14 protein-coding genes are annotated in these 16,397 nt (G+C 68.7%); 10 read left to right on the top strand and 4 right to left on the bottom strand.

The window, feature by feature from the left end:
* Positions 1-4: 4 nt before the first annotated feature.
* Positions 5-1,357: a hypothetical protein gene (locus tag OG792_RS21560; RefSeq protein WP_329101619.1), complete on the bottom strand. Its 1,353-nt coding sequence runs from the start codon at positions 1,355-1,357 to the stop codon at positions 5-7.
* A gap of 156 nt (positions 1,358-1,513) precedes the next feature.
* Between OG792_RS21560 and OG792_RS21555 the strand changes: the two genes are divergently transcribed.
* From OG792_RS21555 to OG792_RS21545, 3 genes are all read left to right on the top strand, one after another.
* Positions 1,514-2,371, top strand: coding sequence for a hypothetical protein (locus OG792_RS21555; protein ID WP_329101617.1), 858 nt, complete (start codon positions 1,514-1,516; stop codon positions 2,369-2,371).
* A 45-nt stretch (positions 2,372-2,416) separates the two neighbouring features.
* Positions 2,417-3,193 carry a hypothetical protein gene (locus OG792_RS21550; RefSeq protein ID WP_329101615.1) on the top strand — a complete coding sequence of 259 codons (777 nt, stop codon included), beginning with the start codon at positions 2,417-2,419 and terminating at the stop codon, positions 3,191-3,193.
* Positions 3,194-3,304: 111 nt separating this feature from the next.
* Positions 3,305-4,600 (top strand): aspartate aminotransferase family protein, encoded by a 1,296-nt coding sequence (locus OG792_RS21545; protein WP_329111358.1) that lies wholly within the window; start codon positions 3,305-3,307, stop codon positions 4,598-4,600.
* 99 nt (positions 4,601-4,699) lie between these two features.
* On the opposite strand, the gene OG792_RS21540 is transcribed toward OG792_RS21545, so the two are convergent.
* Positions 4,700-6,268, bottom strand: coding sequence for an acyltransferase family protein (locus OG792_RS21540; RefSeq protein ID WP_329101614.1), 1,569 nt, complete (start codon positions 6,266-6,268; stop codon positions 4,700-4,702).
* Between the two features lie 1,102 nt (positions 6,269-7,370).
* Between OG792_RS21540 and OG792_RS21535 the strand changes: the two genes are divergently transcribed.
* The 5 genes from OG792_RS21535 to OG792_RS21515 are packed head-to-tail and all read left to right on the top strand — an operon-like array spanning position 7,371 to position 12,464.
* A complete protein-coding gene (locus OG792_RS21535) occupies positions 7,371-8,336 on the top strand; it encodes a MurR/RpiR family transcriptional regulator (protein ID WP_329101612.1) in 966 nt (321 codons plus the stop codon).
* A 40-nt stretch (positions 8,337-8,376) separates the two neighbouring features.
* Positions 8,377-9,126 carry an SIS domain-containing protein gene (locus OG792_RS21530; protein ID WP_329101610.1) on the top strand — a complete coding sequence of 250 codons (750 nt, stop codon included), beginning with the start codon at positions 8,377-8,379 and terminating at the stop codon, positions 9,124-9,126.
* A gap of 46 nt (positions 9,127-9,172) precedes the next feature.
* Positions 9,173-10,606: an N-acetylglucosamine/diacetylchitobiose ABC transporter substrate-binding protein gene (ngcE, locus tag OG792_RS21525; protein WP_329101608.1), complete on the top strand. Its 1,434-nt coding sequence runs from the start codon at positions 9,173-9,175 to the stop codon at positions 10,604-10,606.
* 14 nt (positions 10,607-10,620) lie between these two features.
* A complete protein-coding gene (locus OG792_RS21520; protein WP_329101606.1) occupies positions 10,621-11,529 on the top strand; it encodes a carbohydrate ABC transporter permease in 909 nt (302 codons plus the stop codon).
* Positions 11,529-12,464, top strand: coding sequence for a carbohydrate ABC transporter permease (locus OG792_RS21515; protein WP_329101604.1), 936 nt, complete (start codon positions 11,529-11,531; stop codon positions 12,462-12,464). The genes OG792_RS21520 and OG792_RS21515 overlap by 1 nt, the downstream gene beginning before the upstream one ends.
* A gap of 106 nt (positions 12,465-12,570) precedes the next feature.
* Here OG792_RS21515 and OG792_RS21510 read toward each other — a convergent pair whose 3' ends face one another.
* Both OG792_RS21510 and pdxR read right to left on the bottom strand, forming a co-directional pair.
* On the bottom strand, positions 12,571-12,705 hold the full coding sequence (locus tag OG792_RS21510) for a DUF397 domain-containing protein (RefSeq protein WP_329111356.1): 135 nt from the start codon (positions 12,703-12,705) through the stop codon (positions 12,571-12,573).
* 54 nt (positions 12,706-12,759) lie between these two features.
* Entirely contained in the window at positions 12,760-14,175 is a 1,416-nt protein-coding gene (gene pdxR, locus OG792_RS21505) for a MocR-like pyridoxine biosynthesis transcription factor PdxR (RefSeq protein ID WP_329101602.1), read from the bottom strand.
* Between the two features lie 344 nt (positions 14,176-14,519).
* On the opposite strand from pdxR, the gene OG792_RS34770 reads away from it, so the two are divergent.
* Positions 14,520-14,924 (top strand): peptidase inhibitor family I36 protein, encoded by a 405-nt coding sequence (locus tag OG792_RS34770; protein WP_442932491.1) that lies wholly within the window; start codon positions 14,520-14,522, stop codon positions 14,922-14,924.
* A gap of 341 nt (positions 14,925-15,265) precedes the next feature.
* Positions 15,266-16,357, top strand: a complete 1,092-nt coding sequence (locus OG792_RS21500; protein WP_329101600.1) for an IS630 family transposase — start codon at positions 15,266-15,268, stop codon at positions 16,355-16,357.
* The last annotated feature ends 40 nt before the right edge of the window (positions 16,358-16,397 follow it).

Below are 16,397 nucleotides of genomic sequence, written 5' to 3'. Positions count from 1 at the left end.
GCCGCTACTCCTCCAGGGCGGCGCGGGCCTTCGCGTACGCCGGGGGGACGAAGTGCGGTCCGCCGGGGGTGAACACGTCCGAGGTCGCCGCCGTCGCCCACGCGGCCGACGGCACCGCCGCGACCAGCGCCCGTACGACCGGCGCGTCCCGCCACTGCTCCTGCTCGGCGATCAGCCCCAACGCGACCACCGACTCCTCGACCTCACCGACGCACTCGAACGGCTTGTGCGCGTCGATGCCGAGCAGCTCCAGGTAACCCGGCACCTGCAACGGGTCGGCGAGCAGATCCACCCCGAAGATGTGGACCAGCCGCTCACGGCCGACGAACGGGGCCAGCGCCAGGAAGACGAACCGGCACTTGGGGCAGTCGCCGCACCAGCGGGCGGTCGGGTCGTGCAGCCGGAACGCCTTGTTGCAGCTCGTCACCACGTCGTCGTACCGGTCGAACTGGGCGAACAGCCTGGCGATGTGCAGCTCCGACAGCGGGCGCAGCAGCGAGAAGTACGGCTCGGTCAGGCCGGCGTGACCGGCCAGGGCCGCCCGCAGCAGTCCCTCGGCCTCGACGCCCTTGGACCACTGGTGGTTGATCTCGTGACCGTTCCAGATCAGGTTCGGGTCGGACGCGGAGCGCTCGTTGGACATCACCACCGGTCCGAGACCGTGCAGCACGGCCGTGGCCACCGCGATCAGCGAGTTGATCGCGGTCACCGGGATGTGCCCGTTGCGGGCCCCGGCGGCGTTGAGTTCGAACAGTGCCGGGTCGATCCGGCGGCGGGCGGCCAGCGCGCCGAGCCCGGACGCCCGGTTCACCGAGACGATCACCGGATTCGGGTTGACCGAGAACGGGACCGGATCGAAGCCACCCCGACGCAGCGCCTCCAGGCTCACGATCGAGTCCTTGCCGCCGCCGACCGCACAGAGCGGACGACCGTCGGAGTTGTCCAGCGGGGTCGGCTCCGGCACCCGCCCGGCCGGCACCTCCGGCGCCAGCTCCAGCACGTACGGCAGGTCGTTACGGTAGGCGTACTCTGCGAGGCCCTTTGTGTAGACGGCGGTGACCAGCGCGACGGCGGCCTCGCCCAGCGGCGCCGGCGCCAGCAGCCGGGGCGGCGCGGCGGCCTTGTAGTAGCTCACCCCGGCGACCAGGTGCAGCAGCTCCAGCACCCGGCGGAAGGTGGCCTCGGTGGCGGCCGTCGGCGCGATCGCCGGCACCGGGAAGGTGATCACCTCGGTGAACCGCTGCTCGCCGTCCGGGCCGGACAGGGCGTAGTCGAACGATGCGGTACCGGTGGCGAGATCGACCGAGTACGACGGGAACGAGAAGTCGGTCATCTGCCTGAGTTGTCCGTTGCGCACAGGCCATAGTAGTCCCGCCCGGCGGGCCCGTGGATCATAGCCGGGCGATCCGTCCACCGGTCGGGCCGGCCGCTGTTGCCGGCACCGCCTACCCTCGGCCCTGCTGTGACAAAGGGCGCTTTTGTACCGGGCGGGTGGTCGATGACGGAATACCGGGTGCCGCGACGAGTCGCTCGGGCGGGTCGGTCGACCCGCCGGCTGACCCGGCTGGTGGCCCACACCGACCCGGTCGCGCTGGCCGGCATCGGACTGTCGGTGGCACTGTCCGTCGCCCTCGACCTCACCGGTGCCGCCTCCGGCGTCGAGTCGCTGTTCGCCGCCCTGCTGGGCATCACGATCTCGCTGCTGGTCGACTCGATCGCCCGCGCCGAACGCCGGTTCGAGCTGCGCGCGCTCACCACCGGGGCGCCCTGGCTGACCGAGGCGCTCGCGTCGATCGTGACCGGCACCCGCGAGGCGGTCGACCACTACCCGGACAGCCGGGTCGCCGCCGAGGCACGCCGACGGTTCGACCGGCTCCGGGTCGAGACCGAGCAGTTGCGCGCCGGCCGGATCGTCCGTCCGGGCAGGGACTACGAGGACCTGATCGAGGCGACCCGGGACTGTACCGGGCGGCTCGACGCGATGACCAACGTGACACCCTGGGCCGGCGGCGAGCCGGACTGGTGGGGCAGCGACATCGGGCGCCACTACTGGACCCTCAACCTGGAGGCGCTCGCCCGCGGGGTCCGGATCAGCCGGATCTTCGGCTACCACCGGCTCACCGACGAACTGCGCGAACTGGTCGACGAACAACGCCGGGCCGGCGTACGGGTCGGTCTGCTGCCCTGGCGCTCGGTGGACCGGAGCCGGAACCTCAACCTGGCACTCTGGGACGGTACGAGTGCCTGGGAGGGCCGGATGACCCCGCACGGCGAGATCGCCGAGAACGTCTTCTCGGTCAACACCGACGACCTGGACCGGCTGTACACCGCCTACCGGACCTGTGCCCGGGTCGCGACCTTCACCGACTGACATGCCCGGCCGACGACCGAGCCTCCCGCCGCCGGTGCGCCGGTCATGAGCTGGACCACGGTGCTCGTCGTCGCCGCCGTCGTGTGGCTGGTCAGCCTCATCCGCTCGGTACGCTGGCGCGCGTTCGTCTACAGCCTGCCGCTGCCGATGACGATCGCGCTGGCCGGCAGCGACTTCCCGGTGGACGGCACCCAACTGCTCGGCGTGGTCGCCCTGAACCTCTTCTTCCTCACCGTCACCGTGTGCCACCACCGGCTCCGGGTGCCGATCCTGCTGGCCGACCTGCTCGGGCTGGCCGTCTACCTGGGGCTGAGCGCGGCACTGCTGCGGGTCGCGCCGCTGCCGTTCGTACCCGTCCTGGTCGGGGTCGTCGGGCTGTGGCTGGTGGTGATGCTGCTGCTGCGCCGGTGGGCCGGACCGCTGCCACCGGCTCCGCGACGGCACCCGCTGCCGGCGCTGCTGCGACTGCCGGTCATCCTCGCCGGCTCGACCGTGGCCGTGCTGCTCGGTCAGCAACTGCGCGGCATGGTCGTCACCTTCCCGTACTCCGGGGTCCTGGTCGCCGTCGAGAGCCGGCGTGACCTGGTCGAGTTCAGCCGCCACTTCGTCGGCAACAGCCTCGCCCTGGTCGGGTTCCTCGCCGGATACCACTGGCTGGCCGCGAACCCACAGCCGGTGGCGCTGGCCGGGGGCTGGGCCGGTTACGCGCTGACCGCGCTCCTGCTGCGACTGCCGCGCTGGTCGACGGCGCGGTCGACTGCGCGGTCGACTGCGCGGTCGGCGGTTTCCGGTTCCACAGCGGACGGGATGCGGCCGGGCTGACGGAGTGTCAGTGCCGGGTCCGGTACGCGCTACAGGGTGGCAGTTGCCGGGGACGGTGGATCGATGAAAGCGTGCAGTCATCCGCGTACCCGGGTGAAGGGTGTGATGACGATGGCCACCGACGACCTGCTGGCGCGGCACCGAGCCGTGCTGCCGTCCTGGATGCCGCTCTACTACGAGGAGCCGATCGAGCTGGTCTCGGGCTCGGGGCGCCGGGTCACCGACTCGACCGGACGCAGCTACCTGGACTTCTTCGGCGGTGTACTGACCAACATGATCGGCTACGACATCGCCGAGGTCCGCGACGCGGTCGCCGGCCAGCTCGGCACCGGCCTGGTGCACACCTCCACCCTCTACCTGATCCGTCAGCAGGTCGAGCTGGCCGAGAAGATCGCCCGGCTCTCCGGCATCCCGGACGCGCGGGTCTTCTTCACCAACTCCGGCACCGAGGCGAACGAGGCGGCGCTGCTCGTCGCCACCAACTTCCGCCGGTCGCACCAGATCCTCGCCGTGCGCAACAGCTACCACGGCCGGTCGTACGCGACCATGGGCATCACCGGCCACCGGAGCTGGTCGGCGAGTTCGCTGAACCCGTTGCAGGTGAGCTGGCTGCACTCCGGCGACCGGATGCGCGGGCTGCTTGCCCGGCTGGACCCGGACGAGCGCCTCGACGCGGCAGTGGACGACCTGCGCGAGGTGCTGGCCACCCAGACCAGTGGGGACGTGGCCTGCCTGATCGCCGAGCCGATCCAGGGCGTGGGCGGGTTCGTCCACCCACCGGACGGTCTGCTGGGCGCGTACAAGAAGGTGCTCGACGAGTCGGGCATCCTGCTCATCTCCGACGAGGTGCAGACCGGCTGGGGGCGTACCGGGGAACACTTCTGGGGCTACCAGGCGCACGACGTCGTGCCCGACCTGCTCACCTTCGCCAAGGGCATCGGCAACGGGTTCGCCCTGGCCGGGGTGGTCGGGCGGGCGCCGGTGCTGGAGGCGGTCCAGGGGATCAGCTTCTCCACCTTCGGCGGCAACCCGATCTCCACCGCCGCCGGCAACGCGGTGCTGGACTACCTGCTCGACCACGACCTACAGGGCAACGCCGAGCGGGTCGGCGCGATCCTGCGCGAGGGCCTGGTCGAGGTGGCCCGCGGGTACGACATCGTCGGCGAGGTACGCGGCAAGGGCCTGATGCTGGCGATCGAGTTCGTCCGGCCGGGTAGCCGAGAACCCGACCCGGCAAACGCCGTACGGGTCTTCGAGGAGTGCCGCCGAGGCGGACTACTCGTCGGCAAGGGCGGCCTCTACGGCAACGTACTCCGAATGGGCCCACCCCTCACCCTCACCGAAGCAGAGGCCCGAGAGGGCCTGGAAATCCTCCACACCGCCATCACCACCGCCTCCACCCACTAACCGCCCGCCCCCCGCGCCCCGCCCCCGCCCCGCCCCCGCGCCCCGCCCTCCCGCCCCCGCCTCGTCGATCTAGGGCAAATGGTGGTGATTGGAGATCCACTAACACGTATTTGCCCTAGATCGGCGGGGGTCTGGGGGCGGGGGGCGTGGGGGTGGCGGGGGGCGTGGGGGTGGGGCGGGTGGGGGGGATTTGAGGCGGCGGAGGGTGGCGGATCCGGTTAGGTAGCTGATCAGGGCGGCGGTGGGTAGGCCGAGTGGTTCCGGTGAGTCCTTCGCGGTCAGGCTGTTTTGCAGCAGGGCGGCGACTACGGCGGCCAGCGCGGCACCGGTGAGTACGGACCGTGGTGTCGTGCGGCTCAGTACGGCGTCGATCCGGTGCGTCGGCCGTCCAGCTCGGGGGAGGGGCGCGGCGGGTCGTCGCAGGGGTACGGCAGGTCGTCGCGGGGGTACGGCGGGTCGTCGCCGGATCGGTCTGAGGGGTAGGAACCGGGAGCGGGGGCCACCGGTCTCGATCGGGCTGAAGATCGCCACCAGCAGGGCCAGCAGCATGGTCAGCGCGACCAGCCAGGGCAGCCGCCAGAGCCACCAGGTGCCACTGCCCACGGTCGGGGTGGGCAGCGTGTCCAGCGCGTCCAGCGCCCCGACCAGCAGCACCGCCGCGGTGATGTGCCAGAGGAAGATCGTCAGCACGACCGCGTTCGCCGCCACCACGGCCAGCCACGGTCGGGGTCGGCGCAGCCAGCGTTCCGCCGGGGCGCGCAGCAGCAGGATGAGGCCGAGTTGCCAGGTCGCGTTGGCCAGCAGGGCGAGGCTCGGCGGGGACATGTTGTGCAGGCGCTCGCCCGGAATGTTGACCATGCTGATCGGGTACGGCCCGGCCAGCGTCAGCGCCAGCAGCACGGCGAAGCCGCCGAGCAGCAGCCGGACGCCGACGCCGGGGCCCATCGGCAGCCGGGTGCGCGACAGCTCGCGCCCGGCCCGTCCGGCGCCGGTCCGCGTGTCCCGCCAGGCATAACCGAGCTGGTGTACGGCGAGCCAGCCGAACAGGAAGTTGCCGCTGCCGTACCACTCCGGACCGGACAGCCGGGCCAGGTCGCCCCCGACCACCAGCACCAGCAGCAGCAGCGGTACGGCGAGCCCGAAGCGCCGGTGCAGCGCGTACGTCACCGGGGCCAGTGCCACCACGGTCAGGTACGCGGCCAGGAACCAGAGCGGGATGGTGGCGAACCAGATCACCGGGCGTACCTGATCGGCGTCCGCCCCGATCACCTGCGAGCCCAGCGCCGAGGCGGCCAGCACGACGATCAGTGCCGTGGTCGGCCGCAGCAGTCGCCCGCACCGGTCCAGCAGCCAGTCGACCGCCCGATCGCCCTGCCGCTGGTGGCTGCTCAGCGAGGCGGCGTTGGCGTACCCGCCGACCAGGAAGAAGATCGGCATGACCTGGAACAGCCAGGTCCCCGGCCGGGCGGCGGGGAGGTCGACCAGGGCCGAGTGGCCGGTGAGCCGGCCCGACCGGTCGTAGTCGATCACGATGATCAGCCAGTGGCCGATCACCACGGCGGCGATCGCCAGGGCGCGTAGCAGGTCGAGGTAGCGCTCGCGTTCGGCGGGGGTGTTCGCGGCGAGTCGGTTCAGGCCGCGCCACGGGTGAGCCGGCCGACGCCGCATATGACCAGGCTAGTACCGCTACGTCAGGTTTACCGGGGCTTGGTGGCGCGAATCGGCCGGCGGGGCACCGCCGCCTGACTCGTCGGCCCGGACCACCCGCGACCTCGGTCCGAGATTTGTCGCGTCCGAGCACCGCCACCTCTTCGGGACGCAGATCGTCAGGTCGCCGAGTTTCGCGATCGAGTCGTTCCGGCCATTCCTGTGCGGCCCGACGTGCCGCGCCGCCCGGTGACTCGTCGATGCCGTCCACCAGGATCAATGTTCGGCCATTGTGCGGCAACTGGCGTACCCGCCCGTCCGGCATCACGTCGGCGGCGGGCGGGTCGATGGCGCGGGGAAATTCGGCAGGGTGACAAGAAGACGATCGGCGGAGCGGGATGAAACAGCACGTGGTCGTTCCACCGGACCATACTGCCGGCAAAACACCCGGGAACTGCGCACGGGCAGCCAGCCCGGCAGCGCTGTCCCACCGCTGCCGGGCTCGCCGATGGGAATGGTCGGGCGAGGTCGAGTGTCTCCCGTACGGCATCGATGGCGGCAATCATCTCCTGTTTCGGTAGCCGTATGGTTTTCCCGCCCATCAGGGTGGCGAGTTTTCGACACAACCGTCGAAGAAGGGTTCGATCGATCGCTGTTCGAGGCGGTTGTCGAGGCGTACCCGGTCGGTGGGTGGTCGCGGTTTTGACCACCGCACCGGCGAGGCCGACGGGGTCCGTGGACCTCGGCACCTCGGGCATCCGCGGCTCGAACGGGGTCGGCCCGACGGGCGGGCGGCGCCCTCGTGAGCGGGGTGGTGACGGAGGGCTGGAGGGTCGACGGGCGGGAAGCGGTGGGCCGTGTGAACGATCGTGACCGATGCGATCGAGGTCGATGCGGGACCCGGCACGGGAGGGTCGGACCGACCCGACAGGTGCCTTCGGACGCCGTACCCCGATGCTGTTCTTGCTGGTCGGCGGCGTGCGGGCGGGTACGGACCGGGCCGTTCGAGTCGATCATGAGCGAGGTAACGGTTTGAAAACTTCGCCCACAGTCTTGACACGGAGGGGGTGTTAGTAAGAACTTTTACCACTAACAGTTAACACTCTTTCCGGAAGGCGTTCACATGGTCGATCACGAGGTGGACACCGCCGCGCGCACTGCGGTGGTCGACGCCGAGGCGTTCGACCGGCGACTTGCCGCCGGACTCTCCCCGAGCGACAGCGTCCTGGTCCGGGTCCGCTCCCGGCTGCCGGAGTTCACCGGCGCCCTGCAACGGGTCGCCGAACAGGTGCTCGCCGACCCGGAGGCCGCCGCCCGCGCCACCATCGTCGAACTGGCCGAACGCAGCGGCACCTCGCCGGCCACGGTCACCCGGTTCTGCCGGGCGATGGGCTTCGAGGGCTACGCCGACCTGCGGCTGGGCATCGCCGCCGAGACCGGTCGGGCGCGCTCGGCCGGCTGGACGGTCGACATCGGCCGGGAGATCCAGCCCGGCGACCCGCTGGAGCGGGTGCTCGGCCAGATCATGGCCGCCGACACCCAGGCCATGCACGACACCGCCACGCTGCTCGACCTGCGCGAGGTCGAGCGGGCCGCCGAGGCGATCGCCGCCGCCACCCGGGTGAACATCTTCGGCGCGAGCGGCAGTGCCCTGGTCGGCGCCGAGATGCAGTTCAGCCTGCACCGCATCGGGGTGGCCGCTTGGTCCTGGCACGACGTGCACGAGGGGCTGGCCAGTGCCGCCCTGCTGCGCGACGGCGACGTCGCGCTGGGCATCTCGCACACCGGTGAGACCCGGGAGACGATCGAGATGCTGGCCGAGGCGGGCAGCCACGGCGCGACCACCGTCGCGCTGACCAGCTTCCCCCGCTCGCCGCTGGCGGAGCTGGCCGACATCGTGCTGCTCACCGCCAGCCAGGCCACCACCTTCCGCCCGGACGCGCTCTCCGCACGGCACCCGCAGCTGGTCGTCCTCGACCTGCTCTACATAGCGGTCGCCCAGCGGACCCACGACCGTGCCCACTCGGCGTTCCAGCGGACCGCGCGGGCGGTCGGCGGGCACAAGGCGGCAAAGGAGGTACGGGGATGAGCGACCACGGCCACCCCGGCGGACCGATCGGGGCGAACGAATGATCAGCATGCAGGGGTACGCCGACGCGTTCCGCCCGGTGCTCGACCGGCTGCTGGACACGCAGGTCGACGGGGTGGGTCGGGCGGCCGACCTGATCGCCGACAGCCTGCGCGGCGACGGCGTGCTCCAGGCGTTCGGCGCCGGCCACTCCGAGGCGTTCGCGGCCGAACTGGTCGCCCGCGCCGGCGGTCTGGTGCCGACCAACCAGCTCTCGCTGAGCGACCTGGTCCTGTTCGGGGACGCGGCACCGGAGGTGCTGGTCGACCCGAAACTCGAACGCGACCCCACCATCGCCCACCAGATCTACGCGCTCGCGGCGCCCCAGCCGCGCGACGTGTTCGTGGTGGCGTCCCAGTCCGGCATCAACGGCTCGGTCGTCGAGCTGGCGAGGCTGGTGAAAGAACGCGGTCACGACCTGATCGCGGTCACCTCGGTCGAGCACACGGCACGGGTCGCTCCACGGCACCCATCCGGTCAACGGCTCGCCGACATCGCCGACGTCGTGCTGGACAATGGCGCGCCGTACGGTGACGCACTGCTGCCGCTTGACGGCGGCGGCGCGGTCTGTGCGGTCTCCTCGGTCACCACCGCGCTGCTGGCGCAGATGTTGACCGCGGAGGTCGTACGACGGTTCCACGTCGTGGGAGAGGTACCCCCAATTTACCGATCCGCGAACGTCCCCGGCGGGGACGAGCACAACACCGCCCTGGAGTCGCGGTACGCCGGACGTATCCGGCGAACCGCCTGACCCTGACATTTTGTGGCGACGACGAAACCTAACCGAGGAGACGAAGATGTCTGTAACCCCCGACAGTCCGTCGGATCTCAGCCGCCGCGTCGTACTACAGCGGGCGGCGGCGGCTGGCCTGCTCGCCGTTCCGGCGGCCGGCCTGCTCAGCGCCTGCGCCACCGGCGGTGACGACGAGACGCAGGAGCAGAGCGAGGGCACCAAGAGCGCCGAGAACCCCTTCGGCGTCAAGGAGGACGCCGCGCTTGAGGTGGTCATCTTCAACGGTGGCTATGGCGACAAGTACGCCACCGACGTGCACGAGCCGCTCTACAAGGCGAAGTTCCCGAAGGCGACCATCAAGCACGAGGCCAGCCAGGCCATCTCCACCGTGCTCCAGCCCCGGTTCGCCGCCGGCAACCCGCCGGAGTTCGTCAACAACTCCGGTGAGAAGTCGCTGGACTTCGGCGCCCTGGTCGCCGACGGTCAGCTCCAGGACCTGACCGAGCTGTGGGACGCCCCGTCGGTGGACGACCCGTCGAAGAAGGTCCGGGACACGGTCGTTCCCGGCACCATCGACGTCGGTACGTTCAACGGCAAGCCGTACGTGCTCAACTACGTCTCCACCGTGTTCGGCCTCTGGTACTCCGGCAAGCTGTTCAAGGACAACGGTTGGGCTCCCGCCAAGACCTGGGAGGAGTTCACCGCGCTGCTCGACAAGATCAAGGCCAAGGGCATCACCCCGTTCGGCTACGCCGGTGCGAACGCGCCGTACTACGTCTGGAACGTGATCCTCACCCACGCCGCCAAGATCGGCGGGCCGGACGTACTGAAGAACATCGACAACCTTGAGGACGGCGCCTGGACGGCCGAGCCGGTCAAGCAGGCCGCGGCGGCCTGGGCCGAGATCGGCGCCAAGTACCTGGACAAGAGCTTCGAGGGGCTCAAGCACACCGACGTGCAGCTGCTCCAGAACCAGTACAAGGTCGGCTTCTACCCCAGCGGTGACTGGCTGGAGAACGAGCAGGCCAAGGACACCCCGCCCGGCTTCGAGTACCAGATGATGCCGTTGCCGAGCCTGACCGCGTCGGACAAGCTGCCGGCCGGTGCGGTCCGGGCCACCGCGGCCGAGGGCTACTTCGTCTCGGCCAAGAGCGCGAACCCGCGCGGCGCGCTGGAGTACATGCGTCAGATGCTCTCCACCGCCGGTGCCAAGGGCTTCACCGAGGTGGTCAAGTCCGCTACGGTCGTGACCTCCGGCTCCGCCGGTTACGCGTTCCCGCCCGGCGTGGCCAGCTCGCAGGCCGCGCTCGCCGCCGCCGGCCCGAACGTGGTGAACCTGTTCTTCGACGGCTGGTACAAGGAGCTGGACACCGAAGCCCGGACCGCGACCAACGAGCTGATGTTCGGTCGGATCAAGGCCGACGCGTTCTGCGACCGGATCCAGAAGAAGGCGGACGCGATCAAGAAGGACGCTTCCGTCACCAAGTTCAAGCGCTGATCGGAGCGTAGGTCATGCGGCACGGCAAGTATCCATTCGTGATCGGCTTCCTGGCCGCTCCGGTGCTGTTGTACTCGGTCTTCGTGATCGCCCCGTACGCCCAGGCGTTCCAGATCTCGATGACCAGCTGGAGGGGATTCTCTGCCCCGAAGTGGGTGGGCTTCGACAACTATCGACTGTTGGCCGAGGACAACCGCTTCTGGCAGGCGATCCAGCATCACCTGGTACTACTGCTCGCCCTGCCGCTGATCACCATCGCCATCGCCCTGTTCTTCTCGTTCATGCTCAACGTGGCGGGAAAGAGCAGCGGAGGCAAGCGGTCGGGGGTCTGGGGATCGAAGTTCTACCGGGTGGTGTTCTTCTTTCCCCAGGTCCTCGCCGTGGCGATCATCGCGGTGCTGTTCCAGACGGTCTACCGGCCGAACGAGTCCGGTCTGATCAACGGCGTACTGATGAAGATCGGCCTGGATCCCATCCTGTTCCTGGTCAACCCCAACATCGCGCTCTGGTCGATCCTCGGGGTGCTGGTCTGGCAGGCGGTCGGCTTCTACGTGGTGCTCTTCTCGGCCGGCATCGCGTCGATTCCGGGTGAGATCTACGAGGCCGCCGAGATGGACGGGGCCACGCGGGTCACGCTCTTCTTCCGGGTGACCCTGCCGTTGCTCTGGGACACCCTCCAGGTCGCCTGGGTCTACCTGGGCATCGCGGCGTTCGACGCGTTCGCGATCGTGTCGGTGCTCTCGGTCGACAACGGCGGTCCGGACGGGGCGACCACCGTCCTGGGGCTGGAGATCTACCGCAACGCCTTCACCTACTCCAAGTTCGGGTACGCCTCGGCGATGGGTGTGGCGCTGTTCTTCCTGACCATCACCTTCGCAGTGTTCACGCTGCGGGTAACCAAGCGGGAAAGCGTCGAGTACTGATGGGTACACAGCTGACCACGACCAGGACCGACCAGCCGGACGGTCCCGGCTCCCGACCCCTCCCGCCGGTGGAGAAGCCCCGACGAGGCAAGGGGACCGACCGGAGCGGGGCGAGCCTGCTCAACGGCGTGGGCCACCTGGCGCTGTTCTTCTGGGCAGTGATCGTGGTGGTGCCGATCATCTGGGTCTTCCTTGCCTCGTTCAAGAACACCACGGAGATCTTCAGTAGCCCCTGGACCCTGCCGGCGGAACTGCGCTGGGAGAACTGGGGGCGGGCCTGGACCAAGGCGCACGTCGGCCGTTACTTCCTGAACAGCGTGCTCGTGGTCAGCTGCGCCACCTTCCTGACCATGCTGCTCGGTTCGATGGCCGCGTACGTGCTGGCCCGGTACAAGTTCTGGGGCAACCGGTTCATCTACTACCTGTTCGTCTCCGGCCTGGCCTTCCCGGTCTTCCTGGCCCTGGTGCCGCTCTTCTTCGTGGTGCGCAACCTGGGGCTGCTGGACACGTACACCGGTCTGGTGCTGGTGTACACCGCGTACTCGTTGCCGTTCACCGTCTTCTTCCTGGTCGCCTTCTTCCGTACCCTGCCGAACTCGGTGGCCGAGGCGGCGATGATCGACGGCGCGTCGCACACCCGGCTGTTCTTCCAAGTCATGATGCCGATGGCGAAACCCGGTCTGATCAGCGTGACGATCTTCAACATCATCGGTCAGTGGGCGCAGTACCAGCTACCGCTGGTGCTCGTCTCCAGTGCCAAGGACAAGTGGGTGCTCACCCAGGGCATCGCCGACATCTCGGTCAACGCCGGGTACGAGGCTGACTGGTCCGGCCTGTTCGCCGCGCTCACCATCGCCATCCTGCCCATGATCATCGTGTACGCGATCTTCCAGCGACAGATCCAGTCCGGCCTGACCGCCGGCACGGGCAAGTAGCGGCCCCGCGTACCCGCGTTTTTGCTCTCAGGTCCGCAAGCCCCCTGAGACAACGAACCCCCGGCCACACCTCGCGGTGTGCCCGGGGGCTTTCGTCGTTGTGGGGCTACTTCACCAGCCGGGCGAACCGGGCCCAGTCCGCCGGAGCGAACGTCAGCGCGGGGCCGTCCGGGTCCTTGCTGTCCCGGACGCCAACGACGCCGGGGAGGTTGGTGGCGACTTCATAAGTGGGTACGTCGATGCCGAGTTCGTCGGTCTGACCCTGTGCCGTGTCGTTGGAGACAAAGCAGCGGCCCTAATCGTTGTCCAGACATCGATGAAGCCTGTCCAGGCCTTGGTCGATGCGGTGCGTGTCGATCATGCCGTACCCGAAAGCGATGCCCGGCGCATCGGCGGCCGCCATAGCGATTTCCGGGAAGCTCGCTACACCGACCCCGGCCGCCCTGGCCCGGATGACCGCGTCAGAGGCGGAGGCTCCCCGCACTATCGCGCTGAGGTGCAGGCCGACCGAAGACGGCACGGCCGTGAGGTGCGCCGACAGGGGGCCGGCGAGCGCCGCCGTGATGCGTTCGTGGCGCTGGCGGTAAACGCGGCGGACCCGACGCAGGTGCTGGGCGTACATGCCTTGCTTGATGAATTCCGCCATGGCGGCCTGAATGGGCAGGTTGGTGTGCCAGTCGGTGACGAATTTGGCGGCGTGCAGGGCGTGGCGTATCGACGGCGGATGAAGCAGGAAGCCTAGCCGCAGGGTGGGGAGCAGGACTTTGGAGAAAGAACCGACGTAGAGGACCCGGCCGCTGCGGTCGAGGCTGTGCAGCGGCTCAAGCTGCTGTTCGGTGTAGCGGAACTCGCTGTCGTAGTCGTCCTCGACGATGGCTGCGTCGTGTCGTCGCGCCCACGCGAGCAGTTCGATGCGGCGCTGTAGCGACAAGGCCACGCCGGTCGGGTACTGGTGGGACGGCGTCACGTAGACGAGCCGCGCGTCCGTGGGCAGCGCATCGACAATCAGGCCCTGGTCGTCGACCGGGACGCCGGTCACTCGGATGCCCTGGGACTCCCACACGAGTCTCGGCGGTGCGTAGCCGGGTTCCTCGACCGCTGCTGTGGCGCCAGGTTCGAGCAGCACTCGCCCGATCAGGTCGAGCGCCTGCTGCGCGCCGGAGGTGACCAGCACATCCTGCGGATGCGCCTCGATGGTCCGGGCCGTGCGCAGGTGATGGGCGATCAGGGTACGGAGTCCGACGTGGCCGGCCGGCTCGGCGGGCAATCCGGTGCCCACGGCCGACGGCTGAAACTGGTTGGTCAGCAGCCGGCGCCAGGCTGCGTACGGGAACAGCCGCGCGTCGGGCGCGCCGACCCGGAAGTCGAACTCTGGTACTTCGGCGAAGTCGGGCGGGACCGGCAGCGGCGACCAAACCGCGCGCGGAGTGAGAGGGCCGAACGGCGACCGAGGCACCGCCGACTCCCCGAGGGGCAGAGCATTGACGAAGGTCCCGGCACCGGCCCGCCCGGTCAGAAAGCCCTCGGCGACCAGCCGCTCATAGGCGGTCGTCACCGTGTTGCGTGAAACCTTGAGCTGCTCGGCCAGTGCCCGGCTGGATGGCAGCGCCTCGGCCGGACGCAGCCGCCCGTCCAACACGGCGTCGCGCAGCTGCGCATAGACCTGTCGCGTCAGACCTTCTGTGCGGTCCAGCCGGATAGCTACCTCCATGTCCCAAGATCCTAAGTGGCACCGTCAAGCCGCCATCGAATTGGCTCTGGGAAGAGAACGGCGGGACTTCTACGGTGGTCGGTAGGCAATGTGAGCGCATCGGCCACCCGGCTCGTCGGTCCCGTGTGTGCGCCACGATCAGTGCAGGACAGATCACGCCCATAACAAACGCAAACGACAGGATCGGGGAGAGCAATGGAGAAGGTTGTCATCCGGGGCTTAGCGCTCTCGGTACTAATTGGCGGGGCTCTGGTGGCAGGGAGCCCCGCTTGCGGCATCGATGCAAAGGAGGAGCTGTGCGCCTAGCAAACATCTCACGCCGGGTCGTCACCATCTTGTCGGCGATGATTGTGCTCTTAAGCGGAACCGCGACGGCCGCGGCCGCTCACGCGACGGCCGATGGCGCTACGGTTCTGGCGGCCTGGGACTGCCCTGCCGGCAATCTTTGCGTCTGGAACGGATATGACGGCACGGGATCCCGTTGTAGCTGGTCGGACGCGGACAACGACTGGGGTGCCGCCCCGGTTACCTGTTCGTGGGCGCCGTACAACAAAGTAAAGTCCATCTACAACCGTGGGCAGAGCACCTCCTTCCTGGGGGTGATGCTTTACACAAGTGCCAATTACCCCTCTGCCGGTATCTGGGGTTGCGAAGCCCAAGGCAGTTCGTTCTCCTTCATTTCGGGCATTAGCGACGGGGTCTGGTTGGCGTCACATCGTTGGACCAATAGTTTCCCGTACTGTACCTGACGCTGCACGCGTCTCACGTCGTATGCGTGTTGCGCGCTTGACGTGCGGCCCAGACGGAAAGGAGCCCCGGCGCAGACGTGCCGGGGCTTCCATCCGAACGTCAAAGGTGAGGAGATGTGACGCACTGCGGCGTGAATCATCATCGCGGTCATCTCAGGGCGACAAAGTGACCCCCCGGCCCTGGAGGCCCATGGTCCCACTCCGCGTTGACCATACAGTGGACCAGGGCCTGTTTCTTAAGCCGGCTAGTGCCTCGTCTTGCAACGTTGAATGGGTAATCCGCTGGTTCCGGTGGGATGTCGGGCAAGCTGTGCCTTCCAGGTTGTGGGAGGTGGTGGCGGATGGGCAGACGCCCGGAAGTGTTCGTGCGGGATCTGTCGATGGCCGAGGGTCAGCGGTTGCAGCGGATCACTCGGACGGCGAAGGACCCGGTCAGGCTGCGCCGGGCGATCGTGGTGCTGATGTCGGCGCAGGGCCAGCCAGCCCCGGACATCGCGCATCTGCTCAAGGCCACCGATGACTACGTACGCCAGGTGATCCACGCGTTCAACGAGCGGGGGTTCGACGCGCTGAACCCAAAACGGAGCGGGGGCACACCGAACAAGATCGATGAGCAGACCCGAGCCTGGATCTGCGCGATCGCCCGGTGTGACCCCCGTTTCCTGGGCCAGCCGTTCTCCTGCTGGTCACTGCCCAAGCTGCGCGACTACCTCATCACCGCCGGGCGGGTCACGACGATCAGCGTCGAGACGGTACGGCGGATCCTGCACGAGCGCGGTGTGTCGTGGCAGACGACGAAGACCTGGAAGGCCAGCACCGACCCCGAGTTCACGGCCAAGATGCGCCGGATCCTGGACCTCTACGACCACCCGCCACCCGGAAGCCGGGTGATCTGCGTAGACGAGTTCGGAGCGCTGAACCTGCAACCACGCCCGGGCAGGGCCTGGCAGCCGCGGGGTCAGCCGGTCCGGCTGCGCGCCACCTACCACCGTGACCACGGCGTCCGACACATGATCGCCAGCCTCGACCTGACCACCGGGAAGATCCACTACCGGATCCGGGACCGGAAACGGTCGATCGAGTTCCTCGACTTCCTCAAGACCCTGCGCCGCCGCTGGCCCGGCCAGACACTGCACCTGATCCTCGACCACTTCTCACCGCACAAGCATCCGAGCGTGCGCGCCTGGTGCCAGGACAACGACGTCGACCTGGCGTTTCTACCGACCTACAGTTCCTGGCTGAACTGGATCGAGGCCGAGTTCGCAGCCCTGCGCTACTTCGCGCTCAACGGCACCGACCACCGCACCCACACCGAGCAGGACACCGCGATCGGCGACTACATCCGCTGGCGTAACCACCACGCCAAACCGAAGACCGGATACGCCATCAACTCCAAGATCCGGCACCCCGATTACCCCTTCAAGGCCGCATGACGAGGCACTAGCCCACGAAAACGGGACCGCCCACCGCCGC

This window comes from Micromonospora sp. NBC_01699 (genome assembly GCF_036250065.1).
Classification (GTDB): Bacteria; Actinomycetota; Actinomycetes; order Mycobacteriales; family Micromonosporaceae; genus Micromonospora_G.
The sequence above is the reverse complement of the archived record's forward strand: the minus strand, read 5'-3'. Positions and strand labels throughout refer to the sequence as shown.